The organism is Salipiger sp. PrR003, assembly GCF_010500785.1.
GTDB classification, from domain to species: Bacteria; Pseudomonadota; Alphaproteobacteria; order Rhodobacterales; family Rhodobacteraceae; genus Salipiger; species Salipiger pacificus_A.
Genome location: NZ_JAAGOV010000043.1, coordinates 209,872 through 232,329 on the forward strand (window position 1 = coordinate 209,872; position 22,458 = coordinate 232,329).

Annotated in this window: 20 protein-coding genes; 7 read left to right on the top strand and 13 right to left on the bottom strand. The window is 67.5% G+C overall.

The window, feature by feature from the left end; all coding sequences use genetic code 11:
* The first annotated feature begins 242 nt into the window (after positions 1–242).
* From G0D83_RS15730 to G0D83_RS15740, 3 genes are all read left to right on the top strand, one after another.
* Positions 243–1,253: a glycosyl hydrolase family 8 gene (locus G0D83_RS15730; RefSeq protein WP_235958101.1), complete on the top strand. Its 1,011-nt coding sequence runs from the start codon at positions 243–245 to the stop codon at positions 1,251–1,253.
* Positions 1,254–1,394: 141 nt separating this feature from the next.
* Positions 1,395–2,564, top strand: coding sequence for an HlyD family efflux transporter periplasmic adaptor subunit (locus G0D83_RS15735; RefSeq protein WP_164195643.1), 1,170 nt, complete (start codon positions 1,395–1,397; stop codon positions 2,562–2,564).
* A gap of 1 nt (position 2,565) precedes the next feature.
* Entirely contained in the window at positions 2,566–4,545 is a 1,980-nt protein-coding gene (locus G0D83_RS15740; RefSeq protein ID WP_164195645.1) for a glycosyltransferase, read from the top strand.
* A 19-nt stretch (positions 4,546–4,564) separates the two neighbouring features.
* On the opposite strand, the gene G0D83_RS15745 is transcribed toward G0D83_RS15740, so the two are convergent.
* The 4 genes from G0D83_RS15745 to G0D83_RS15760 form a co-directional block, all read right to left on the bottom strand.
* Positions 4,565–5,134 (bottom strand): hypothetical protein, encoded by a 570-nt coding sequence (locus tag G0D83_RS15745; RefSeq protein WP_164195647.1) that lies wholly within the window; start codon positions 5,132–5,134, stop codon positions 4,565–4,567.
* A gap of 200 nt (positions 5,135–5,334) precedes the next feature.
* Positions 5,335–6,528, bottom strand: coding sequence for a 3-oxoadipyl-CoA thiolase (pcaF, locus tag G0D83_RS15750; RefSeq protein ID WP_164195649.1), 1,194 nt, complete (start codon positions 6,526–6,528; stop codon positions 5,335–5,337).
* A 1-nt stretch (position 6,529) separates the two neighbouring features.
* Positions 6,530–7,213: a 3-oxoacid CoA-transferase subunit B gene (locus G0D83_RS15755; RefSeq protein ID WP_203595065.1), complete on the bottom strand. Its 684-nt coding sequence runs from the start codon at positions 7,211–7,213 to the stop codon at positions 6,530–6,532.
* 8 nt (positions 7,214–7,221) lie between these two features.
* Complete coding sequence (locus G0D83_RS15760; protein ID WP_164195653.1) at positions 7,222–7,929, bottom strand: 3-oxoacid CoA-transferase subunit A; 708 nt, start codon at positions 7,927–7,929, stop codon at positions 7,222–7,224.
* A gap of 119 nt (positions 7,930–8,048) precedes the next feature.
* On the opposite strand from G0D83_RS15760, the gene G0D83_RS15765 reads away from it, so the two are divergent.
* Positions 8,049–8,810: an IclR family transcriptional regulator C-terminal domain-containing protein gene (locus tag G0D83_RS15765; RefSeq protein ID WP_164195656.1), complete on the top strand. Its 762-nt coding sequence runs from the start codon at positions 8,049–8,051 to the stop codon at positions 8,808–8,810.
* A gap of 102 nt (positions 8,811–8,912) precedes the next feature.
* Here the strand turns inward: G0D83_RS15765 and G0D83_RS15770 are convergent, their stop codons facing one another.
* The 6 genes from G0D83_RS15770 to rpiA form a co-directional block, all read right to left on the bottom strand.
* Positions 8,913–10,316 carry a DegQ family serine endoprotease gene (locus G0D83_RS15770; RefSeq protein WP_108967717.1) on the bottom strand — a complete coding sequence of 468 codons (1,404 nt, stop codon included), beginning with the start codon at positions 10,314–10,316 and terminating at the stop codon, positions 8,913–8,915.
* A 281-nt stretch (positions 10,317–10,597) separates the two neighbouring features.
* Positions 10,598–10,798, bottom strand: a complete 201-nt coding sequence (locus G0D83_RS15775; protein ID WP_164195658.1) for a DUF2065 domain-containing protein — start codon at positions 10,796–10,798, stop codon at positions 10,598–10,600.
* Positions 10,795–11,838: a protease modulator HflC gene (gene hflC, locus G0D83_RS15780; protein WP_164195660.1), complete on the bottom strand. Its 1,044-nt coding sequence runs from the start codon at positions 11,836–11,838 to the stop codon at positions 10,795–10,797. Before hflC ends, G0D83_RS15775 begins: the two co-directional genes overlap by 4 nt.
* 1 nt (position 11,839) lies before the next feature.
* Complete coding sequence (gene hflK, locus G0D83_RS15785; RefSeq protein WP_164195662.1) at positions 11,840–12,985, bottom strand: FtsH protease activity modulator HflK; 1,146 nt, start codon at positions 12,983–12,985, stop codon at positions 11,840–11,842.
* 63 nt (positions 12,986–13,048) lie between these two features.
* Positions 13,049–14,506, bottom strand: coding sequence for an FAD-dependent oxidoreductase (locus G0D83_RS15790; RefSeq protein WP_164195664.1), 1,458 nt, complete (start codon positions 14,504–14,506; stop codon positions 13,049–13,051).
* A 178-nt stretch (positions 14,507–14,684) separates the two neighbouring features.
* Positions 14,685–15,455: a ribose-5-phosphate isomerase RpiA gene (gene rpiA, locus G0D83_RS15795; protein WP_164195666.1), complete on the bottom strand. Its 771-nt coding sequence runs from the start codon at positions 15,453–15,455 to the stop codon at positions 14,685–14,687.
* A gap of 183 nt (positions 15,456–15,638) precedes the next feature.
* Here rpiA and G0D83_RS15800 point away from each other — a divergent pair, with 183 nt between their 5' ends.
* Entirely contained in the window at positions 15,639–17,012 is a 1,374-nt protein-coding gene (locus G0D83_RS15800; RefSeq protein ID WP_164195668.1) for an L-serine ammonia-lyase, read from the top strand.
* A 10-nt stretch (positions 17,013–17,022) separates the two neighbouring features.
* On the opposite strand, the gene G0D83_RS15805 is transcribed toward G0D83_RS15800, so the two are convergent.
* The 3 genes from G0D83_RS15805 to G0D83_RS15815 form a co-directional block, all read right to left on the bottom strand.
* Positions 17,023–17,550, bottom strand: a complete 528-nt coding sequence (locus G0D83_RS15805; protein WP_164195671.1) for a GNAT family N-acetyltransferase — start codon at positions 17,548–17,550, stop codon at positions 17,023–17,025.
* Entirely contained in the window at positions 17,547–18,143 is a 597-nt protein-coding gene (locus G0D83_RS15810) for a helix-turn-helix domain-containing protein (protein ID WP_164195673.1), read from the bottom strand. Before G0D83_RS15810 ends, G0D83_RS15805 begins: the two co-directional genes overlap by 4 nt.
* 68 nt (positions 18,144–18,211) lie before the next feature.
* Positions 18,212–19,456, bottom strand: coding sequence for a malonyl-CoA decarboxylase (locus G0D83_RS15815; RefSeq protein ID WP_164195675.1), 1,245 nt, complete (start codon positions 19,454–19,456; stop codon positions 18,212–18,214).
* A 367-nt stretch (positions 19,457–19,823) separates the two neighbouring features.
* Between G0D83_RS15815 and G0D83_RS15820 the strand changes: the two genes are divergently transcribed.
* Together G0D83_RS15820 and G0D83_RS15825 are read left to right on the top strand one after the other, a co-directional pair.
* On the top strand, positions 19,824–20,849 hold the full coding sequence (locus G0D83_RS15820; protein WP_370457252.1) for a BMP family protein: 1,026 nt from the start codon (positions 19,824–19,826) through the stop codon (positions 20,847–20,849).
* A 22-nt stretch (positions 20,850–20,871) separates the two neighbouring features.
* A complete protein-coding gene (locus tag G0D83_RS15825) occupies positions 20,872–22,410 on the top strand; it encodes an ABC transporter ATP-binding protein (protein ID WP_164195677.1) in 1,539 nt (512 codons plus the stop codon).
* Positions 22,411–22,458 lie beyond the last annotated feature (48 nt).

The window sequence follows — 22,458 nt, forward strand, 5'->3', positions numbered from 1 at the left end:
CGCCCACAAAAAATGCAAACAAACCCCGCGCGCTCAGGAAAAGGGCGGCGCGAAATCGTATTTGTACGAATAAACTCGCCTCTGCCGGTCGAAGGAACCCGTTGCGGATTAGCCTCACGCCATGGTGGAACGTCACAGGTTCTGCTCGCGTAAACTTTGGGAATGGGGCAGAAGACGGCTAATTATCAGTCATATGCTTCCCGGAAGCCGAAAGACGATAGCGAGTGATCAACAGACGCCAAATGATGTCCGGAGCCGCAGCCCTGCTTGCGACCGGGCTCCCGGCCGAGGCCGCCCCCCTGGATCCGGGGCAATGCTGGCGCTTCTGGCGCGCGCGGTTCGTTCAGCCCGACGGGCGCGTGGTGGATGATCTGCAGAACGCCACGAGCCACTCCGAGGGTCAGGGATACGGGCTTCTGCTGGCACAGGCCCATGGCGACGAGCGCACCTTCCGCAATATCGAGGAATGGACCGACCACAACTTGGCCATTCGCCAGGACAACCTCATGGCGTGGCAGTGGATTCCGCGCCGGCGCGACAATATCGACGACTGGCACAATGCCACCGATGGCGACCTGTTCCGGGCCTGGGCGCTGCTGCGCGCCGCGCGGGACAGCGGTTGGTGGGAATACCGCGACAAGGCCATCGCGATTGCCCGCGACATCTCGGCACTCTGCCTTGCGCCCGATCCGCGCGCACCCGGGGAGTTGCTGCTCAAGCCCGGCGCCGAATCCCGCGCCACCCCCGAAAGGGTGCTCTTCAACCCTTCCTACATCATGTCCCGCGCCCTGCGCGAGCTGGGCTACGCCGCCGACGACGACCGGCTGATCCGCGCCGCCGATCACGGCGAGACGGTGCTCGCCGAACTCTCGCGCGAGTCGGTGATGCCCGACTGGATCGACGTGACGCCGGGCGGCTTCGACGCCCCGCAGGAGCACGAGCTGCGCTCAAGCTATGACGCGCTGCGCATTCCACTCTATCTCAGCTGGTCCGGGCGCAATGGCAATCCGGCGGTGAGCCATGTGCTCGACCGGCTGGAAAGCGCGGGCGCGCCGGGCAAGCTCGCGGTGAGCGTGGATGCCGCCGGAGGCCTCCGGGACCTTTCCGACCATGCGGGCTACCTTGCGATCCTCGCCCTCGGCCGCTGCGGTCCGCTGCCCGAGATCACAACCCAGGATACGGCGCAATCCTACTATCCTGCCACCCTGCAGCTTCTTGCCCACCTCGCCAACAGGGAACAGCGTCACTGCTGACCGCCCTGTTCGGGCCACAATCTGACGCTAGGACACCGTCGGCGCGCGCCGACGGTCAATAAGCCGTGCAACTGCTTGCACCTCGGAACGGGCTGCGGTGTTATGCCCTTGAAGCAGGCACCAAAAAAACGCGAGCAGGACATGAAGTACACCCGCCTCATCATCGGCGTCGCCGCCATTCTTGTCACGCTCTGGGTCATCATCGGTGAACAGATGACCGCTGCCAGCGCCAACGCCGTGGTCAACGCGCCGGTCGCGACACTGCGCAGCCCGATCGCCGGAACCCTCGAACTGCAGGCCCATGCACTTGGCGCGCGCCTTTCGCAAAACGAGCTGCTCGCAACGGTGACCGACACGCGCGCCGACACGACGCGCCTCGCCGACCTGCAACTCGAGCTCGAAACGCTGGACGCCGGGATCAACCGCATTCAGGCACAGATCGCGGCGCTCAGCAGGGAGCGCGACACGCTGCTGCAGCGCAGCGAGACTTTCACAAAGGCGCGCCTCGCCGAGCTTGAGGCCGAGCTTGCCGAAGCGCGGATCCGGCGAGACCTCCTGCAGCGCGGCGACGCCTACGCAAGCACCGCCCCCGGTGGCGAGGCAACCTTCGATGAAAGCGGTCGCGCCGGCACGCCGCACGCCTCAGCCCTTGCGCTCTCGCATGCCCGCGAGCGGGTCGAGACCCTGCAGATCGCGCGCGACGCCCTGCAGCAGGGGGTCTTCCTTGGCGACGGCTACAACGACGCCCCCTTCTCCGAACAGCGCCGGATCCAGCTCGACGCGCAAATCGCCGAGCTCGGGCTCGCCCGCAGCGAGGCGAGCGCAAAAACGGCGGCGCTCGAACGCCGCATCACCCGCGCCCGCCAGACGCAGGGCCTCGAGTCGCGCAGCGAACTGCGCGCGCCCGCCGCCGATATGCTCTATTGGGAGACCCTCCAGGCCGATGCCGTCACCGTGCAGCGCGGCGATCCGCTGATCCGCGTCGTGGACTGCGGGCAGAGCATCATCACCCTGTCGGTGACCGAGCGCGTCTTCAACACGCTGCGCGTCGGTCAGGACGCCAGCTTCCGCTTCACCGGCCAGTCCCACGTCTATCCCGCCACCGTGGGGCGGCTCGCGGGAAGCGGCGCGCGCAGCATCTATGCCAATCTCGCCGTCGCACCGAGCGAGAAGCACCTCGAGCGCTTCGACGTCACCCTGCTGGCACCCGACCTGAACGCCGACCCTGAGCTCGGCTGCGCCATCGGACGCACCGGGCGCGCCTTCTTCGACGGCCGTCCGCTCGACCTCTTCCGCCACTGGTTCAACTGACGTGGCGCCCTTCCCGCACCTTGGCGAGCTCGGCTCGAGCAGTGCCTACCTTCTGCTGGTGGCGGGGGTCGGGCTCGTGCTGCCCTTCGTCGTCAACCCGGACCGGACCCGCGACCGCGCGCTGCTCTTCGGAGTCGCCGGCATCTTCGCGATCCGCTACGCCTGGTGGCGCGGCACCGAGACGCTGGCGCCTCCGGGGCTGACCATCGACGCGGTGATGAGCTACGCGCTCTACGCGCTCGAGATGCTCACCCTCGTCGGCTCCCTCAGTGCCTTTCTCATCCTCGCCCGCGTCAAGCAACGCGGCGCCGAGGCGACGGAGCACCTCGGCTGGTGGGGCGAGACCGAGCCCAAGGTGGCGGTGATGATCGCCACCTACAACGAGGATCGCGATATTCTCGAGCGCACGATCATCGGCGCCAAGTCGCTGCGACACAGCAACACGGAAGTCATCATCCTCGATGACAACCGGCGGGACTGGCTGCGCGACTACTGCATCGAGCAAAAGGTGCGCTACATGCGCCGGCCCGACAACAAGGGCTCGAAGGCCGGCAACATCAACCACGCGCTTGATCGGCTCGCCGAGGATCCCGAGCCGCCGCAGTTCATTGCCGTGCTCGACGCGGATTTCGTGCCGCACCGGGGCTTCCTGTCGCGCTCCCTGGCGCTGTTCCACGATCCGACCGTGGGGCTGGTGCAGACCCCCCAGCATTTCTTCAACGCGGATCCGATCCAGCACAACCTCGGGCTCAGCGCCTCCTATCCCGATGAGCAGCGCTTTTTCTTCGACCACATGCAGGCCTCGCGCGATGCCTGGGACATCGCCATTTGCTGCGGCACCTCGTCGGTCTGCCGCTGGGAGGCGGTGCGCAGCATCGGTGGCTTCCCGACCGAGAGCATCACCGAGGACTTCATGCTCACCATCGCGCTGCAGAACGAAGGCTGGCGCTCGATTTATCTCAACGAGCCGCTGACCGAGGGGCTCGCGCCGGAAGGACTCAAGGAGTACGTCACCCAACGCGCCCGCTGGTGCCTGGGTCTGATGCAGATCGCCCGCTCCTCCGTGGGCCCGTTCAGCAAGGCCAACCTGCGCCTGCGCGACCGCTGGAGCGTGATCGACTCGGTGTTCTTCTGGGCCACCAGCTTTCCGTTCCGCATCGCCGCGGTCGTCTTCCCGCTGCTCTACTGGTTCTTCGGGATCACCGTCGTGGACGCGCGGCTCGCCGACGTGCTGGTCTACTTCGGCCCCTATTACGTCTGGGTCACCATGGTGATGAACCTGCTGTCGCGCGGGCTGATGATCCCCATCATGCACGACGTCAGCCAGCTCATCGGCGCAATCCCGATCACCCGCGCCGCCTACGCCGGGCTGTTCCGCCCCACGGGGCACAAGTTCTCGGTGACGGCCAAGGGCGGCGACCGCTCGCGCGTGGTGGTGCAGTGGCGGTTGATGATGCCCTTCGCGATCGCGCTGGGGCTCAGCATCGTCGGGCTGTGCCTCGGCATCTTCAGCGACAGATTCGCGATGAACGATGCCGGCGACGGCAAATGGGTCATCCTGTTCTGGACGCTCTACAACATGGTCGTTCTGGCGGTCACCTGCTTCACCTGCGTCGAGCTTCCGCGCTCGGAAACCCATATGGCCGACAAGCCCGAGCGGGTCACCTTCAGCGCAGGCGGCGAGACGCAGGAGTTCTGGCTGTCCTCGCTGACGCTCGACACCGCCCGGCTGCGCGGCAAGCCCTACCCGCCTCAGACGCGGGGCGTGCTGCACCTGCCCGACGTCGGCGACCTCGAGGCCTATGTGATTGCGCCCACCACCGACGGCGCGCGGCTGCAACTCGTGCCGACCGAGGAGCAGCGAGAGGCGCTCTTCGTGCGCTTCTACGCCGAGGGCGACGCGCCGGGGGTGGTCAGCACCCGCGTCTCGGCGGTGCTCTCCGACATCGCACGCCGCATCAGCTTCGGCCTGCCCGGCTGAGCACGGCTGGCGGGGAACCTCAGAAGGTGTTCACCGAGAAGCCGATGAAGAACTCCTCGGACTCGAAGCGGTAGCCGGCGCGGAAGCTCACCGGTCCGTCATAATGCTTGGTCAACGCCAGAGTCGTGTCGCTGTAGCTGTCGCTGCCGCCGGTCGAAAGTTCTGTGCCAAAACCCGTTTCTCCCCAACCGCTCGAGGCCAGCAGGAACCAGCTGTTGTCGATGCTGTTGACCTCGGCGAGATAGTAGAACGACCCCCAGTCGGTGGCCATCCAGCGATCGAGCGAGGCGCGTACCCCCAGCTCGTAGCTGTCTTCCTCGCCATCCTTGAAGACAGCGCCCAGGGCCGGGCCGACCTTGAAGTTGGCGCCGAAGGGCGTGTCGAAGCCGTAGAGCACGCTGCCGACCACCGAATAGCCGCCGTCCCAATGGCTCACGATGCCGCCGTAGTTGAGCCGATCCCGGGTCACTGCCAGCACCGCACCGGCGGTGGTATTGGCCTGTTCGATCTGCACGAAGGTGCCATCGGCAAGCGCGGCAAGCGGGCTGAGGGCAAGCGCTGCCGCGCCGAGGGAGGCGGTGATCTTCATGGCTGGGTCCGTTTTCCTGAAACTGCTCCCCGGATCTGTGCCCGGCTTGACGCGAGATTTGCAAGGCAAGCCCGGCGATGCAAGAGGCGGGGGCGGACAGCCCCGGCGCGTGACGCACCTGCGAGGGGCGCCGCACCATTGCAGAGGGGCGGAGGTATCCCCCGCCCCTCGCTATCTCTCTCAAACCCGGGCCGCTCCGCTCACGCGCCTTCGAGCGCGATCGCAATGCCCTGGCCGACGCCGATGCACATGGTCGCAAGCGCCTTCTGGCCTGCCTTCAGCTCCAGCGCGGCAGTGCCGGTGATGCGCGCGCCCGACATGCCGAGCGGATGGCCAAGCGCGATGGCGCCGCCGTTGGGGTTCACCCGCGCGTCGTCATCGGCAATGCCCAGATCGCGCAGCGTGGCGAGCCCCTGCGAGGCAAAGGCCTCGTTCAGCTCGATCACGTCGAAGGCGTCCTGCGTCAGCCCAAGCCGCGCCATCAGCTTCTTCGAGGCCGGCGCAGGACCGAAGCCCATGATGCGCGGCTCGACACCCGCCGTGGCCCCGCCAAGGATGCGCGCGATCGGTGTCAGCCCGTGCGCCTTCACCGCCGCTTCTGAAGCGACGATGAGCGCCGCGGCGCCGTCGTTCACGCCCGAGGCGTTGCCCGCAGTCACCGACCCGCCCTCGCGGAACGGCGTCGGCAGCTTGGCCAGCTTCTCGAGCGAGGTCTGGCGCGGGTGCTCGTCGGTATCGACGACCAGCGGATCGCCCTTGCGCTGCGGGATGGTCACCGGGGTGATCTCCTGCGCAAGACGGCCATTGGCCTGCGCGGCAGCCGCCTTCTCCTGCGAGCGCATTGCGAAGGCGTCCTGATCCTCGCGCGAGATGCCGAACTCTTCGGCGACGTTCTCGCCGGTCTCGGGCATGCTATCCACGCCGTATTGCGCCTTCAGCGTCTTGTTGACGAAGCGCCAGCCGATGGTCGTATCGTAGATCTCGGCATTGCGCGAAAAGGCCGAAGTGGCCTTCGGCATGACGAAGGGCGCGCGGCTCATGCTCTCGACACCGCCCGCGATCGCCAGCTCGATCTCGCCCGCCTTGATGGCGCGCGCCGCCGCGATGATCGCGTCCATGCCCGAGCCGCACAGGCGGTTGAGCGTGGTGCCCGGCACGGAGACCGGCAGACCCGCCAGCAGCGCCGACATGCGCGCGACGTTGCGGTTGTCTTCGCCCGCCTGGTTGGCGCAGCCAAAGTAGACCTCGTCCACCGCCGACCAGTCGATGTCGTGCTTGGCCATCAGCGCCTTCAGCGGGATGGCCCCCAGATCGTCGGCGCGCACCGACGAGAGCGCGCCGCCGAAGCGGCCGATGGGCGTGCGGATGTAGGAACAGATATAGGCGTCGGTCATCTCAGAGCTCCGGGCAGATCAGGTCGGCGACCTCGCCCTCGACATGCAGCGGGGCACCGGTGAGGGCCTGCAGCTCGTCAAAGGAAATGGCGGGGATCTTCTCGCGCAGGACGAACTTGCCGCCCTCCACGTCGACCACGGCCAGCGAGGTGTAGATGCGGGTGACGCAGCCCACGCCGGTCAGCGGCAGGGTGCAGCTGGCGACCAGCTTCGGCGCGCCCTTCTTGGTCACGTGGTCGGTCAGCACCGCCACGCGCTTGGCGCTCTGCACCAGATCCATCGCGCCGCCGACGGCCGGCACGCCGCCCCGGCCCGTGGACCAGTTGGCAAGATCGCCGGTCTGCGCGATCTCGTAGGCGCCGAGGATGGCCACATCGAGGTGGCCGCCGCGCACCATGGCAAAGCTGTCGGCATGGTGGAAGAAGGCCGTGCCGGGCTTGATGGTGATCGCCTTCTTGCCGGCGTTGATGCAGTCCCAGTCCTCCTCGCCCGGCTTCGGCGCCTCGCCGAAGTCGAGCACGCCGTTCTCGGTGTGGAAGATCGCCTGCTTGCCCTCGGGCTGGAACTTGGCGACCATTTCCGGGAAGCCGATGCCGAGGTTGACGTAGGCGCCATCCTCGATGTCCTGCGCCGCGCGCCAGGCGATCTGGGCGTTGCTGAGCTTGATGCTGTCGATGTCGGTCATGGTCTCGCTCATGGGTAGACGGCCTCCGCCCGGTTCAGCTCTTCTTCCTGTGCGGGCTTTGCCACCTCGACCACCGAGCCGACGAAGATGCCCGGGGTGATGACGTGCTCGGGATCGATCCCGCCCAGCTCGACCACTTTGCTCGCCTGCACGATGGTGTGCGTCGCGGCCATGGCCATCACCGGGTTGAAGTTGCGCGCCGCCATCCGGTAGGTCAGGTTGCCGTGCGGATCGGCCAGCTCGGCCTTGATCAGCGCGTAATCGGCCTTGAGCCAGCGCTCGCGGACATAGTGCTTGCCCTCGAACTCCTCGGTGGGTTTGCCCTCGGCCAGCTCGGTGCCGTAGCTCGTCGCGGTGTAGAAGGCGGGGATGCCCGCGCCGCCCGCCCGGATGCGTTCGGCGAGCGTGCCCTGCGGCACCAACTCAAGCTCGATCTCCCCGGCAAGGTAGGCCTCGGTAAAGACCCGCGGGTCGGCAGACCGCGGGAAGGAGCAGATCAACTTCTTCACCCGCTTCTGTTCGATCAGCGCCGCAAGCCCGACATGGCCGTTGCCGGCGTTGTTGTTGACGACGGTCAGGTCCTTGGCGCCGTGGTCGATCAGTGCGTGGATCAGCTCGATCGGCGCGCCGGAGCCGCCGAAGCCGCCGATCATCACGGTCGCGCCGTCGGGAATGGCCGAGACGGCCTCCGCGGCGCTGGCGATGGTCTTGTCCATGAAATCCTCCTGTGGGCGCGGATCGCCCTCGACGCCTGAAATATGACTTGGGCCTCACAGGAGCCACGCATTTCGTGCGCATCTTGACATTTGTTCACATCCCGCGAGAAATCGTGCGCATGTTGAACAAACCGACCGATTTCATCGCCTCTTTGGCAAAGGGGCTGCAGGTGATCGAAAGCTTCCGCGCCGAAACCCCGCGGCTGTCGATCGCGCAGGTGGCCGAGAAGACCGGGCTCGATCGCGCCACCGCGCGGCGCTGCCTGCTGACCCTGCACCGGCTGGGCTATGCCGATTACGACGGCAAGTTCTTCCAGCTCACGCCGCGCATCTTGCGGCTCGGCATGGGCGCGCTGGCCGCCCTGCCCCTGCCGCAACTGGTGCAGCCCTGGCTCGACCAGCTGTCGGAGCAGATCGGCCAGTCGAGCAGCGTGTCGATCCTCGACGAGACCGAGATCGTCTACCTCGCCCGCGCCGCGCAGCGCCGGGTGATGAGCATCGGGCTGATGCCCGGCTCGCGGCTGCCCGCCCATTGCACGTCGATGGGGCGGGTGCTGCTCGCTGCCCTGCCCGAGGCCGAGATGCTGGCGCTGCTCGAACGCTCGGACCTCACCCCCCGCACGCCGGGCGCGCTGACCGATCCGGCAGAGATCGCCGCGCGCATCGCGCAGGTTCGGGACCAGGGCTTCGCGATCATCGACCAGGAGGTCGAGATGGGGCTGCGCTCCATCGCCGTGCCGCTCTACAACGTTCACGGGCAGGTGGTGGCGGCGCTGAACACCGGGCTGCCCGCCACGCAGGCCGAACCCGAGGAACTGGCGCGCGACTATCTTCCGGCGCTTCTGAAGGTGCAGGCGGGGCTGCGGCGGGTGCTGCACTGACCCAGCGCCGGGCCATCGCCCCGGCAACGCGACCTGCCCGCACGAAAAAGGGGCAAGGTTTCCCCTGCCCCCATTTCATGAGTGGTCCTGTGGAACCGAGGTTCAGTTGTCCTCGAAGGTCAGCGCCACGAAGCGCGGGTCGCCGCCACGGCGCACCAGCAGCAGGATCGACTTGCGGCCGGCATCCTTGGCTTCGGTGATCTTGGTCTCGAGGTCCTCGATGCTCAGCACCTCGGCCTGACCGGCCTCGGTGATCACGTCGCCCGACCGCAGGCCCTTCTCGTAGGCTTTCGACGCGGGATCGACATCGGTCACCGCAAGACCCTTGGCGCTGTCCGCGAGGCCCAGTTCGCCGCGCAGCTCGCTGGTGAGCGGCGAAAGCGTCAGGCCCATGAGGTCCTTCGTTGCCGGGGACTCGGGGGTGGCTTGCTCTTGCGAGGCGGGGACCGCTTCGGCGGTGTCCTCGCGCAGGCCGAGGGTGACCAGCAGCGTCTCGGTGTTGCCGTTGCGGTTGACCACCACGCGAACCGACTTGCCGACCTCGGTATTGCCGACGATGCGCACGAGCTGGCGGGTGTCGGTGACCGGCTTGCCGTCGAAGGAAACGATCACGTCACCCGACTTCATCCCGGCGTCCATCGCAGGGCCCTCGGGCACGTCCGAGACCATGGCACCCTCGGCGTTGGCAAGGCCAAGCGCCTCGGCCATGTCCGGGGTCACGTCCTGGATGCGCACGCCCAGCCAGCCGCGACGGGTCTCGCCGAACTGCTTGAGCTGGTCGACCACCTTGGTCACCACGTTGGACGCCATCGAGAAGCCGATGCCGATCGAGCCGCCGTTGGGCGAGAGGATCGCGGTGTTCACCCCGATCACGTCGCCGTTCATGTTGAACAGCGGGCCGCCCGAGTTGCCCCGGTTGATGGCGGCGTCGGTCTGGATGTAGTCGTCATAGCTGCCCGAAAGCGCACGGTTGCGGGCCGAGACGATGCCGGCCGAGACCGAGAAGCCCTGCCCCAGCGGGTTGCCCATGGCCATGACCCAGTCGCCGACCTTGGCGTCGTCCGAATTGCCGAACTTCACGAAGGGCAGCGGCTCGTCTGCCTCGACCTTCAGCAGGGCGATGTCGGTGTTGGGGTCGGTGCCGACCAGCGTCGCGTCCAGCTCCTTGCCGGAGAAGAACTCGATGGTGATCTCGTCAGCGCCCTCGATGACGTGGTTGTTGGTGACGATGTAGCCGTCCTCCGAGACCACGAAGCCCGAGCCGAGCGCCGACGAGCGGCGCGGGCGGTCGCCATCGGGGCCGCCGTTCGGGTTCTGGAACTCGCGGAAGAAATCCTCGAAAGGCGAGCCTTCGGGCACGATGCCCTGCGGGCCGGTGCGTCCGGCGACCATGGTCGAGGTGGTGATGTTCACCACCGCCGGGCTGACCCGCTCGGCGAGCGGTGCAAAGCTGGACGGGGCACTCTGCGCCTCGGCCATGAGCGTTTGCGAGACGATCATGAACATCGAGACGGTGGCCAGCCAGAACAGGCGCACCGGGCTCGATCCCTCCGTCACTGCAAGGTTTTGTGGTTTCACAGGGAACTCCTTCTGTTCGGCGGCTGCTGCACGGCCCCCGCGCGGCAACTCTGCCTCCTCATGAACAAGCGTAACATAGGAGCTTTTTCCGACCACCAAAGAAAAGGTTTCAAGCTTTCAAGCCCATGTGACATGGGAGTGAAAAACCATCCGTGCAGAAATGCAATCCGGCGCGAACCCTGCGTAGCCCACAGCTCAATGCGTGGGCGTCACCCGCCGAAACGCCGCGCGATCCAAAGCAGGAGCACGCCTGTAATAATTGTCACCAGCCCGAGCGTCCGGCGTGTCTCCAGCGGCATCTGCCGCAGAGCCTCGAGCATGCGCTCGACAAGCGAAGGGGCCAGTGCGTACACCAGCCCCTCGATCACGAGGACCAGAGCGATCCCCGTCAGTATGTCCGTCACCGTCACTCGGTCGCGGTTCCGCTGGCACCCGTGGCGCCCGAACCCGTAGTGCTCGGTCCCGTGGTGCCCGGACCCGTGGCGCCCGGACCCTCGGCGTTGGTCTCTGCATTGCCCGAACCGGTGGGGCTGGCATCCGCGCCGTCCGCGGGCGCGGCGGACGCCGCCGGCAGGTCGATCTCACCTTGCGACTTGAAGTACTCGAAGAACTCACCCTTCGGGGTCATGACCATCGAGGAATTGCCCGAACCGAGCGATGTCTCATAGGCCTGCAGCGACCGGTAGAAGGCAAAGAACTCCGGGTCCGCGCCATAGGCCTCGGCAAAGATGCCGTTGCGCTCGGCGTCGGCCTCACCGCGGATGATGTCGCCGTCCCGGTTGGCTTCCGACTGGGTTTCCACCACGGTCCGGTCGGCCAGCGCGCGCACGCGCTGCGCGGCCTCGTTGCCACGGGCGATCTCGTCGGCGGCTTCGCGTTCGCGCTCGGCGCGCATCCGGGCGAAGGTCGCATCGAGGTTCTGCGACGGCAGGTTGGTCTGCTTGAGACGCACGTCCACCACGTCGAGACCCAGCGACAGCGCCTGCTGGCGTGCCTGGTCGCGGATGCGGTTGGTAAGCCCGCGGCGATCCGTCGAGAGGATCACGTCCGAGGTCACCTGATCGGCACCCAGGACTTCGCGGATCTGGGCGTTGAGGATGCCGGAAAGACGGTCCTCGGCGGTGCGCAGACCGCCCACGCCGACGGCCTGCCGGAAGCGGACCACGTCGGAGATGCGGTAGCGCGCGAAGGCATCCACCACGAGGCGGCGGTCATCCGACGGCGTGACTTCGATGGTCTCGGTGTCGAGCGACAGGATGCGGTCGTCGTATTTCACCACTTCCTGGATCAGCGGGATCTTGAACGCCAGTCCCGGCTCTTCCTTGACCGATTTGATCTGGCCGAACTGCATCACCAGCGCCTTCTCGCGCTCGTCCACGACGAAGATCGACGACAGGGCGATCACCGCAAGGACGACGATGACGGGCAGCACATAGGTCGACTTGCGCATGTCAGTTGCCTCCCTCGGTGGTGGTTCGCGAGCTGTTGAGCTGGTTCAGCGGCAGGTAAGGCACGACGCCGCCCTCGCCGGTCAGACCCTCGTCGAGGATGGTCTTGTCGACGCCTCGCAGCACCTTCTCCATCGTCTCGATATAGAGACGGCGGCGGGTAACCTCGGGCGCCTTGGCGTATTCCTCGCGCACGGCCGAGAAGCGGCTGGCTTCACCCAGCGCCTCGTTGACCACGCGGGCGCGGTAGCCTTCGGCCTGCTCGCGGATCTGCGCGGCTTCACCGCGGGCCTCGGCGACGACGCGGTTGGCATAGGCGTCTGCCTGGCGCTCGAGCCGGTCACGTTCCTGCTCCGCGGCTTGCACTTCGCGGAAGGCGTCGATCACCTCGCGCGGCGGGTCGGCCTGGTCGAGGTTGATCCGCACGATGTTGATGCCGCTCTCGTACTCGTCGAGCGTCGCCTGGATCTGCTCGCGCGCGGTATCGGCAATGATGCCGCGGTCGCGGTTGAGGATCGGCGCGAGGTTGCTGGCCGCGATGATCTCGCGCATCACCGCTTCCGACACCGCCTGAACGGTCAGTTGCGGGTCGCGGATGTTGAACAGCAGTTTCGCCGGGTCGTTGATGTTCCAGACCACCTGGAACTCGATGTCGACGATGTTCGCGTCGGTGGTCAGCATCAGGCTGTCCGCCGGGTCGCGGCCATTGCCGATGGTCTCGGTACGCTCGGAGGTCACGTTGACCACCTCATGCGTCACGAAAGGCCAGGGCGCGAAGTTCAAACCGGGGTTGCCGGTCGAGGAGTACTTGCCGAGGAAAAGTTCCACCGACTGTTCCTCGGGACGCACGGTGTAGAAACTCATCCACGCCCAGACGCCAATCGCCGCCAGCGCTGCGATGGCCACGGTGCCACGGTTCAGCTTCGGCCCACCCGAGCCGCCGCTGGTGCCACCGGTGCCACCACCGCCGCCGCGCCCGCCCATCAGCACGCGCAGCCGCTCCTGGCCCTTCTTCATCAGCTCGTCAATCTCGGGGATCTGCGGATCCTCGGGGCGCTTGCCCCCGTTTCCGCCGCCGCCACCGCTCGGGGGCCGGCCTCCGCCTTGATTGCCACCGCCGCCCCAGGGGCCGCCGCCGTGTCCTGCCATTAGGTTCCTTCCCTCTCACTCACTTGTCCGTGTCTCCCCTACCTGTGCATTAAGTGCGCGGATTCAAGCGCTGCGCACAGGGTTCCGCATGGTGACCATCTCTTCGGCCATGGTGGGGTGCACCGCCACGGTGCGATCGAAATCTTCCTTGGTGGCGCCCATCTTCACCGCGATCCCCGCCAGTTGGATCATCTCGCCCGCATTCGGTGCGACGATGTGACAGCCCAGCACCTTGCGCGTCTCCTTGGAGACGACGAGCTTCATCATCACCCGGTCGGGACGCCCGGCAAAGGCCGTCTGCATCGGACGGAAGGAGGTCGCATAGACCTCGATCGGCTCCTGCTCGGCGGCGTCTTCCTCCGAGAGGCCGACGGTGCCGAACTCGGGCTGGGTGAAGACCGCCGAGGGGATCAGCTCGTGATCGACCTTGGTGGGGTTGTCCTTGAAGACGGTCTCGACAAAGGCCATGCCCTCGCGGATCGCCACGGGCGTCAGGTTCACCCGGTCGGTGACGTCGCCGATGGCGTAGATCGAGGGCACCGCGGTTGCGCTGTAGTCATCCACCACGATCTCGCCCTTGCGGCCGAGCGTCACCCCGACCTCCTCGAGACCCATGTCATCGGTGTTGGGCGCGCGGCCGGTGGCAAAGAAGACCTGATCGTAGATCTTCGTGTCGCCGTTGGTGCCCTTGACCAGGATCGGCCCCTCGCCCGGAGTGCCGCCGCTGTGGTCGGCCAGCATCTCCTGCATCGAGGCCCCCATCGAGACGCCTGCCTCGGACTTGCCCTCGAGGTCCTCGTCGGTGGCCCGGCGCATCTCGACGATGTCGGTGCCGCAATGCAGCTGCACGCCGTTCTCGATCATGCTTTCGGCGATCAGCCCGCGCGCCTGCTCGTCAAAGCCACGCAGAATCTGCGCGCCACGGTAATATTGCGTCACCTCGACGCCCAGCCCGTTGAGAATGCAGGCAAACTCGCAGGCGATATAGCCGCCGCCGACGATCAGGATCGACTTCGGCAGGGTCTCGAGATGGAAGATGTCATCCGACACCAGCCCCAGCTCCGCATTGGGGATCTCGGGGCGCACCGGACGGCCGCCGGTGGCGATGAGGATATGTTTCGCGGTGAACGTCTCGCCGCTCGACAGCTCGACCGTATGCGCGTCCTTCACCTTGGCCCGAGCGTCATAGGAGGTGACGCCGGAGTTCTTCAGCAGGTTGCGATAGATGCCCTCGAGCCGGTCGAGCTCTGCGTTCAGCCGCTGCTGGAAGTTGCCCCAGTCGAAGCTGCCCGCCTCGATGTTCCAGCCGTAGCCCTTGGCGTCCTCGGCGACGGTGCCGTATTCCGACGCGAAGACCATCAGCTTCTTGGGCACGCAGCCGCGGATGACGCAGGTGCCGCCATAGCGGTCTTCCTCGGCCAGGGCCACCTTGGCCCCTGCCTCGCCGGCGGCCACGCGCGCCGCCCGAACGCCACCGGAGCCACCGCCGATGACAAAAAGATCGTAGTCAAAATCGCTCATGGCTCGCCTCTTGGTCAGTTGGCCAAGAGATAGACCACAGGCCGCCGCGGAAGGCCAGAGGCGGCGGCTCTTGGCCTTGAGTCCGTGCGATGATTCCGGGCGGTTCGATCTTGCCGCGCCACGCGAAAAAAAGGCCGCCCAAACGGGCGGCCTCTCATCCGTGCGAGCGGCAGCGCCCTTAGAGCCCCGCCGCCTCGCCCAGGTCGACCTCGGTCACGCTGACGTCACCGCTCGCGCCGTCGCGCAGCTCGGCCCGTCCGTCTTCGAAACCGATCACCACCTTGTTGCAGATGCCGAGGAAGAGCCCGTTCTCCACCACGCCGGGGATCTGGTTCAGCGCCAGCGACAGCGCCCGCGCGTCACCGATCCGCTTGAGGTGCAGGTCGAGCACGTGGTTGCCCTCGTCGGTGAGGAAGGGCGCGTCCCCGGCCATGCGCAGCGTCGTCTCGCGGCCCTCGACGTCCATCTCCGCAAGCACCCGCTCGACCAGCGTGCGGGTCGAAGCACCGCCGAAGCGGATCACTTCCAGCGGCAGCGGGAAGGCCCCGAGCGTCGCCACGTCCTTGGCCGCATCGGCTATGACGATCATCTGGTCCGAGGCGCTGGCCACGATCTTCTCCTGCAGGTGCGCGCCGCCGCCGCCCTTGATCAGGTTGAGATTGGGGTCGAACTCGTCGGCGCCGTCGATGGTGAGATCCAGCCAGCCCGCTTCGTCGAGGCTGATCACCTCGATGCCGACCTGCCGCGCCAACTCGGCGGTGCGGGTCGAGGTCGGCACGGCGCGGATCTTCAGACCCTCGTCGCGCACCCGGCGGCCAAGGTATTTCACCAGCCAGGCGGCGGTCGATCCGGTGCCGAGACCGACGCGCATGCCGTCCTCGACGAAATCGGCGGCGCGGCGGGAGGCCACGAATTTTGCAATATCGGTCGGCGAGAGCTCTGCGGTCATCGCTGCGATTCCCCTTTTTCGGATGTCGCGGCGCTTATAGGATGATCGCGCGCGGCGGCGATAGGCAAAACTCCCGGACCGCCGCAGCGTTTTCCTTCGCTGAAATGCCGCAATTCTCCATGTGATCCGGCGACGAGAGAGTCTAGGGTCCGGCGCAACCCCAGCGCAGAGTCGAGGCCCTTCATGTTTCTTTCCGTGTTCGAGATGTTCAAGGTCGGCATCGGCCCGTCGTCCTCGCACACCATGGGGCCGATGGTGGCCGCCGCGCGGTTTCTCGACCGGCTGCGCGCCGCGCCTTTCGCCGCCACCGGTCTGCGCGGATCGCTGCACGGCTCGCTGGCCTTCACCGGCGTCGGCCATGCCACCGACCGCGCCACCATCCTCGGGCTCGCCGGCTTCGAGCCTGAAAGCTACGACGCCGAGGCCGCCGAAGCGGCGCTGGCCGAGATCGACAAGACCGGCATGGTCCACCCCGAGGGCCTCGCGCCGCTGAAGTTCTCGCCGAAGACCGACCTGCGCTTCGACTACGACCGCGCCCTGCCCGGCCATGCCAACGGCATGATCCTCATGGCCACCGACGCGCAAGGCGACGTCATCCTGCAGGAAACCTATTACTCCGTCGGCGGCGGTTTCGTGCTGACCGAGGACGAGCTCGCCTCGGGGAATGACAAGGACCACGGCCCCGCCGTGCCCTTCCCTTTCAAGAGCGCCGCCGAGATGCTGGCAATGGCCGAGACCTCGGGCCTCGGCATCGCCGAGATGAAGCGCCGCAACGAGCTTTCACGCCGCCCCGCCGCCGAGCTTGACGCCGGGCTTCTGCGCATCTCCGAGGTGATGATGAATTGCCTCGACCGCGGCCTCGAGGGCGGCGGCATCCTTCCGGGCGGGCTCAACGTCAAGCGCCGCGCCGGCAACATCCACGAGCAGCTGCAGGCCGAACGCGGCCGCAACCTCACCGCGCCGCATGTGATCAACGACTGGATGAGCTGCTACGCGATGGCGGTGAACGAGGAAAACGCCGCCGGCGGACAGGTGGTCACCGCGCCGACCAACGGTGCCGCCGGGGTGGTGCCCGCGGTCATGCGCTACTGGCTCGACTTCGTGCCCGGCGCGACCTCCGCCCGCATCCCCGAGTTCCTGCTCACTGCCGCGGCCATCGGCGGGCTTGTGAAGTACAACGCGTCAATCTCCGGCGCTGAGGCAGGCTGTCAGGCCGAGGTCGGCAGCGCCTCGGCGATGGCCGCCGCCGGGCTCTGCGCCGTCATGGGCGGCACCCCCGCGCAGATCGAGAACGCCGCCGAGATCGCGCTCGAGCATCACCTCGGCATGACCTGCGATCCGGTGAAGGGCCTCGTGCAGGTCCCCTGCATCGAGCGCAACGGCCTCGGCGCGATCAAGGCGGTCTCGGCGGCCTCGCTTTCAATGCGCGGCGACGGCACGCATCTCGTGTCGCTCGACGCCTGCATCGAAACCATGCGCCAGACCGGTCGCGACATGGGGCACGAATACAAGGAAACCTCGCTCGGCGGCCTCGCGGTGAACGTGCCGAACTGCTGAGCCGGAGGCGCTAGGCCGCCCGCACCCCCAGCCGGTACATGAAGAGCGTTGCATCGCGCCGCGCCGTGCCCTCGGGCGCCAGCGCGTACTCCGGAATCTCCCCTGCCGGCAGAAACCCGCAGGACGCATAAAGCTGCTGCGCCGCGTCCCCGGTGCGCGTGTCGAGCGTGATCAGATCGCGCCCCAGCCCCTCGGCCCGGTCAAGCAGCGCCGCAACCAGCCCCCGCGCCAGCCCCCGGCGGCGGTACTCGGGATGCACCAGCATCTTCGAGATCTCCGCCCGGTGCGTCTGGTTCGGCATCCCCGCCAGCGCCAGCGAGACCGTGCCGACCATGCGCTCTCCGTCGAAGGCGCCAAAGAGGACCCGCCCGCCGCTCTCGATTTCGGGAATGAGTCCCTCCCAGAAGCGCAGCGCCTCATACATACCAAAGGGCATCACGAAGCCGACGCTCGCCCCGTCCGCCACGCAGGCGGCGAGGATATCCGCCAGTTCCCGCAAATGGGCGCGAATCTCGGATGCGGGAATCTCGCGGATCATGGCGTCACCAGCACCAGCACGTATAGCGCCGGTTTCTTCTTGCTGAGCGCGGTGAAGCGCGTCGGCCCCTCCAGCCGGTAGCGCAGCGTGTCGCCCGCTACCAGATCATGGGCCACCCCCTCGACCTCGACCCGCAGCTTGCCGGACAGCACGTGCAGGTGATGCTCGAGCCCCGGCACCGGCGCGGCGTCATAGGCGATCTCCGCCCCCGGCTGCAGCCCGCAGCGCAGCATCTCGGCGGCAAGCCCCGTGGCGGCGGGCGAGATCACCCGGCGGGTGAAGCCGGTGGCTTCGTCGCTCCATTCCGGCTGCTCGGGGGCGGGGACATGCGCGGTGAACCCCTCCTCCACCATGGCCATCAGCCGCGACATGCTGAGCCCGTAGGCCAGGCACAGCTTGCCCAGCACCTCGGCGGTGGGGCTGGTCTCACCCTTCTCGAAGCGCGACAGGGCGGCCCGCGAGATGCCGCTGCGCTCGGCCAGCTGGTCGAGCGTCAGCCCGGCCTCGGCGCGCAGCGCCGCAAGGCGCCGCGCCAGCCGCGCGGTCAGATCGCCCGAGGGCGCGGGCAGGGTTTTTTCCGACAGGGCATCCATAGGGGAGTCTCCGGGATTCTCTCTATAAAGAGAAATATTCCCGATTTAGGCCCACAGCGCAAGCCCGTTCACGCTTGCGCTTTCTCCCGCCCCGCCGACAGCGATTTCACCGGCCCCGAGGCGATCACCTCGCCGCTCTCGGCAAAGCGGTCGTGGTACTGCTCGACCTTCGACAGATCGTAGAGATAGTTGACCATCGCCCCACCCGACTGCCGCACGCCGTTTTCCGATAAGTCGGCCCCCGCGTGCACCGCCTGCACCATGGCGCCATTGCCGAGATGGAAGCGCGCCACCGGATCGCGGGGCCGACCGTCGCCGCGCTTGGCGGTCAGCAGGTAATGCGCCGCGAGCTGGGTCATGCGCTTGGTATCCTGCGGATCGTAGGCCACCCCCTGCTCTTCCAGCCAGCGCACCAGCCCGGGGATCGGCGACAGCGTCACGAAGGTCTTCAGCCCCGGCAGGGTGCTGGCGAGATCCGAGGCCACCTGCTTGATCAGCGAATTGCCAAAGGAAATCCCCGCCAGCCCCGGCTGGCAGTTGGAGATCGAGTAGAACACCGCGGTATCGGCACCGGCTTCCTCCAGCGGCACGCGCCCCTCCTCGAGCAAGGCCTGGATCGAGCCCGGCACGCCGCGGGTCAGCGCCACTTCGACAAAGATCAGCGGCTCGTCGGGCATCGCGGGATGGAAGAAGGCAAAGCAGCGCCGGTCGGGCGGCGCGAGCCGGCGGCGCAGGTCGGCCCAGCTCTGGATCGCATGCACCGCCTCGTAGGCGATGATCTTTTCGAGCACATGCGCCGGGCTCTCCCAGCTGATTGGCCGCAGCACCAGAAACCCCCGGTTGAACCAGCTCTTGAACAGATGCCGGAAATCCTCATCCAGTGCCTCGAGCTCGGGCTCGCCATGGCCCTGCCGCAGCAGATCGGCGCGCATGCGCACCAGCCGCTCGGTCGCCCCGGGCACCATGTTGAGCCGACGCAGAAGCTCGGCCCGCGGCGGCTCGGCGGCGGCCATGAAGGCGCGGTAGCTGCGCCCCGAGGGTTCGGCCTCATAGGCCGCGAGTGCGCCCCGCACCGACTCGGCATCGACATTGAGCGCGGCGAGCCCGTGGAAGGCGGCGAGCTTCTCCTCGCCGGACATGCCGTCGTAGCGCTGCAGCACGTGCCGCGCCAGCGTCGCGGCGACGGTCTCGCTGCGCGCCTCCAGGAGCTCCGTCACCAGTTCCGGCAGCGCCCGCGGATCACGCCGGAGCCGCGGCACCGCCCCGGCGCGGCGGTCAAAGATCGTGCTGAGCAAATCGGCGAAAAGACTCATGCGAACTCCTTTCCCGGCGCCGCGCGCCCACTCTCGCCCAAGGGTGCGCAGCCCCGGTCCGCCTGACAAGCCTGTTCGCGCCAACGCCTCCGATCCGCGCGACATTCCCCGCTTTCGTCCCGTCCCCTTTGTTCGGGGCGCAGAAATCCCGGAGAGCCCGCGCAGCGAAGTGGCGCAGCGCCCCCCTTACGCCCGGTCGCCACCCCCGGAAGAATGCCCGCTGCCTAGGCATCTGCCCCGCCTCTGCCTGCCGCTTGGGCAAAAATCCCCCCTCCAGCGGCGCGGGCAATTGCCACGAATCGGCGCATTCCTTACCGCTTGGTAAAAAATTCACAAAACACCCACAGGGATGGAAAAGGACAGACGGATGGCAATCGACACAATGGCCGGGAGGCTGACCCGGCGCGGACTGCTGAAAACCACGGGCGGGCTCGCCGCGCTCGCCAGCACCGGGCTCGCGGGCAAGCTGATGGCGCAGGAGCCGATCAGCGTCGCCGGCATCTACACCGTGCCGGTCGAGCAGCAATGGGTGAGCCGCATCCACGTCGCCGCCGAAGCGGCCAAGGCGGCGGGGCTGATCAGCTACACCTACTCCGAGAACACCGCCAACACCGACTACCCCCGCGTCATGCGTGAATATGCCGAGAGCGGCGCGCAGCTCATTGTCGGCGAGATCTTCGGCGTCGAGCAGGAGGCCCGCGAGGTCGTGCTCGACTACCCGGACACGGCCTTCCTGCTGGGTTCATCCTTCCTGCCCGACGAGGCCTACCCCAACCTCGGCGTTTTCGACAATTACATCCAGGATGCCTCGTACCTGTCGGGCATCATCGCCGGCGCGATGAGCGAGACCGGCAACATCGGCATGGTCGGCGGCTTCCCGATCCCCGAGGTGAACCGCCTCATGCACGCCTTCATGGCCGGCGTGCGCGAGGTCAAACCCGAGGCGACCTTCCAGGTCAGCTTCATCGGCTCCTGGTTCGACCCGCCCAAGGCCAAGGAAACCGCCTTCGCGATGATCGAAAACGGCGCCGACATGCTCTACGCCGAGCGCTTCGGCGTGTCGGACGCGGCGCAGGAAAAGGGCGTGCTGGCGATCGGCAACGTCATCGACACGCAGGCCGACTACCCCGACACCGTGGTCGCCTCGGCGCTCTGGGACTTCGGCCCGACGCTGGCGGCGGCGCTGGAGAAGGTGGCGAGCGGCAGTTTCTCTGCCGAGAACTACGGCATCTATTCGTTCATGAAGGAGGGCGGCTGCGCGCTCGCCCCGCTCGGCACCTTCGAGGGCAAGGTCCCGCAGGAGGCGCTTGATCTGGTGGCCGAGAAGGAAGCGGCGATCAAGGACGGCTCCTTTACCGTCGAGATCAACGACGAAGAGCCCAAGTCCTCGTGAGGGCGCGGCTGAGGACCCGGCAATGACCAGGACCAAGGAGGCGCAGGACATCGTCCTGCGCCTTTCCGGCATCACCAAGCGCTTCGGCGCGCTGACCGCCAATGACGCCATCAGTTTTACGCTGGCGCGCGGCGAGGTCGTGGCGCTGCTCGGCGAGAACGGCGCCGGCAAGACCACCCTGATGAACATCCTCTTCGGCCATTACACCGCCGACGCGGGCAGCGTCGAAGTCTTCGGCCAGCCCCTGCCCCCCGGCCTGCCCGGCGCGGCGCTGGCGGCGGGCGTGGGCATGGTGCACCAGCATTTCACCCTCGCCGGCAATATGACCATGCTCGAGAACATCCTGCTCGGCACCCGTTCGCTCTGGTCGCCCGGCCTCGGCCGCGCGGCGGCCCGGCGGCGGGTGCAGCAGCTCTCCCGCGATTTCGGCCTTGCGGTGCACCCCGACGCGCGCGTCGCGACCCTCTCGGTGGGCGAGCGGCAGCGGGTCGAGATCCTCAAGGCCCTCTACCGCGACGCCCGCATCCTCATCCTCGACGAGCCCACCGCCGTGCTCACCCCGCAGGAAAGCGACGCGCTCTTCGAAACGCTGCGCAAGGCGGTGGCGCGGGGGCTTTCGGTGATCTTCATCTCGCACAAGCTGCACGAGGTCATGGCAGTCTCGTCACGCGTGCTGGTCCTGCGCCATGGCAAGCTCGTCGGCGAGGTGGCGACCGCCGAGACCGACCGCCACCAGCTCGCCGAGATGATGGTCGGCGCCGAAATCACCCCGCCCGCCCCCGCCGAAGCCCGCCCCGGCGCGACGCTTCTGCAGCTCAAACAGGTCTCCACCCCCGCCCGCGGCAACCGCACCGGGCTGCGCGGCGTCGACCTCGAGCTGAAGGCCGGGCAGATCCTCGGCCTCGCCGGGGTCTCCGGCAATGGCCAGGGCGCGCTCGCCGATCTGCTCTCGGGCCTCGAGGCGCCCAGCGCGGGGATCATGGAACTGGCGGGCAAGCAGATCACGGACTGGACCCCCCGAGGCGCGCTCGACGCCCGCATCGGCCGCATCCCCGAGGACCGTCACAGGACCGGCACCATCGCCGATTTCACCCTCACCGAGAACGCCGTGCTCGAGCGCTACGCTGAGTCTCCCGTGGCGCGCCGCGGCTGGATGGACTGGTCCGCCGCCCGCCGCGCCGCCGAAGGGATCATCAAGACCTACGACGTCCGCTGCCCCGGCCCCGAAACCCGCATCCGCCTGCTCTCGGGCGGCAACATGCAAAAGCTCATTCTTGGCCGGGTGCTCGAAGCCCAGCCCATGATCATCCTCGCCAACCAGCCCGTGCGGGGCCTCGACATCGGCGCGGTCACCTACGTGCAGGAGCGTCTCATCGCCGCCCGCGACGCCGGCGCCGCCGTGCTGCTGATCTCAGAGGATCTCGACGAGGTGCTGACCCTCTCCGACGTGGTCCGGGTGATCTGCGAAGGTCGCCTCTCTCCGGAGTTCCCGCGCGGCAGCAAGACCCCCGCCGAACTGGGCCAATGGATGGCTGGACAGGGGTTCGACGATGCCGCCTGAACTGCGCCCTGACCTCACAGGCTCCCTCCGTCCTTCTTCTCCTAGCAA

Coding starts and splice junctions, on each gene's coding strand:
- G0D83_RS15790 (WP_164195664.1), bottom strand. CDS start 14,506: ATGAGCGATTTTGACTACGATCTTTTTGTCATCGGCGGTGGCTCCGGT.
- G0D83_RS15760 (WP_164195653.1), bottom strand. CDS start 7,929: ATGGACAAGACCATCGCCAGCGCCGCGGAGGCCGTCTCGGCCATTCCC.
- hflC (WP_164195660.1), bottom strand. CDS start 11,838: ATGCGCAAGTCGACCTATGTGCTGCCCGTCATCGTCGTCCTTGCGGTG.
- G0D83_RS15800 (WP_164195668.1), top strand. CDS start 15,639: ATGTTTCTTTCCGTGTTCGAGATGTTCAAGGTCGGCATCGGCCCGTCG.
- G0D83_RS15735 (WP_164195643.1), top strand. CDS start 1,395: ATGAAGTACACCCGCCTCATCATCGGCGTCGCCGCCATTCTTGTCACG.
- G0D83_RS15805 (WP_164195671.1), bottom strand. CDS start 17,550: ATGATCCGCGAGATTCCCGCATCCGAGATTCGCGCCCATTTGCGGGAA.
- G0D83_RS15820 (WP_370457252.1), top strand. CDS start 19,824: ATGGCAATCGACACAATGGCCGGGAGGCTGACCCGGCGCGGACTGCTG.
- G0D83_RS15730 (WP_235958101.1), top strand. CDS start 243: ATGATGTCCGGAGCCGCAGCCCTGCTTGCGACCGGGCTCCCGGCCGAG.
- G0D83_RS15770 (WP_108967717.1), bottom strand. CDS start 10,316: ATGTTCATGATCGTCTCGCAAACGCTCATGGCCGAGGCGCAGAGTGCC.
- hflK (WP_164195662.1), bottom strand. CDS start 12,985: ATGGCAGGACACGGCGGCGGCCCCTGGGGCGGCGGTGGCAATCAAGGC.
- G0D83_RS15755 (WP_203595065.1), bottom strand. CDS start 7,213: ATGACCGACATCGACAGCATCAAGCTCAGCAACGCCCAGATCGCCTGG.
- rpiA (WP_164195666.1), bottom strand. CDS start 15,455: ATGACCGCAGAGCTCTCGCCGACCGATATTGCAAAATTCGTGGCCTCC.
- G0D83_RS15765 (WP_164195656.1), top strand. CDS start 8,049: ATGTTGAACAAACCGACCGATTTCATCGCCTCTTTGGCAAAGGGGCTG.
- G0D83_RS15810 (WP_164195673.1), bottom strand. CDS start 18,143: ATGGATGCCCTGTCGGAAAAAACCCTGCCCGCGCCCTCGGGCGATCTG.
- G0D83_RS15825 (WP_164195677.1), top strand. CDS start 20,872: ATGACCAGGACCAAGGAGGCGCAGGACATCGTCCTGCGCCTTTCCGGC.
- G0D83_RS15745 (WP_164195647.1), bottom strand. CDS start 5,134: ATGAAGATCACCGCCTCCCTCGGCGCGGCAGCGCTTGCCCTCAGCCCG.
- pcaF (WP_164195649.1), bottom strand. CDS start 6,528: ATGACCGACGCCTATATCTGTTCCTACATCCGCACGCCCATCGGCCGC.
- G0D83_RS15815 (WP_164195675.1), bottom strand. CDS start 19,456: ATGAGTCTTTTCGCCGATTTGCTCAGCACGATCTTTGACCGCCGCGCC.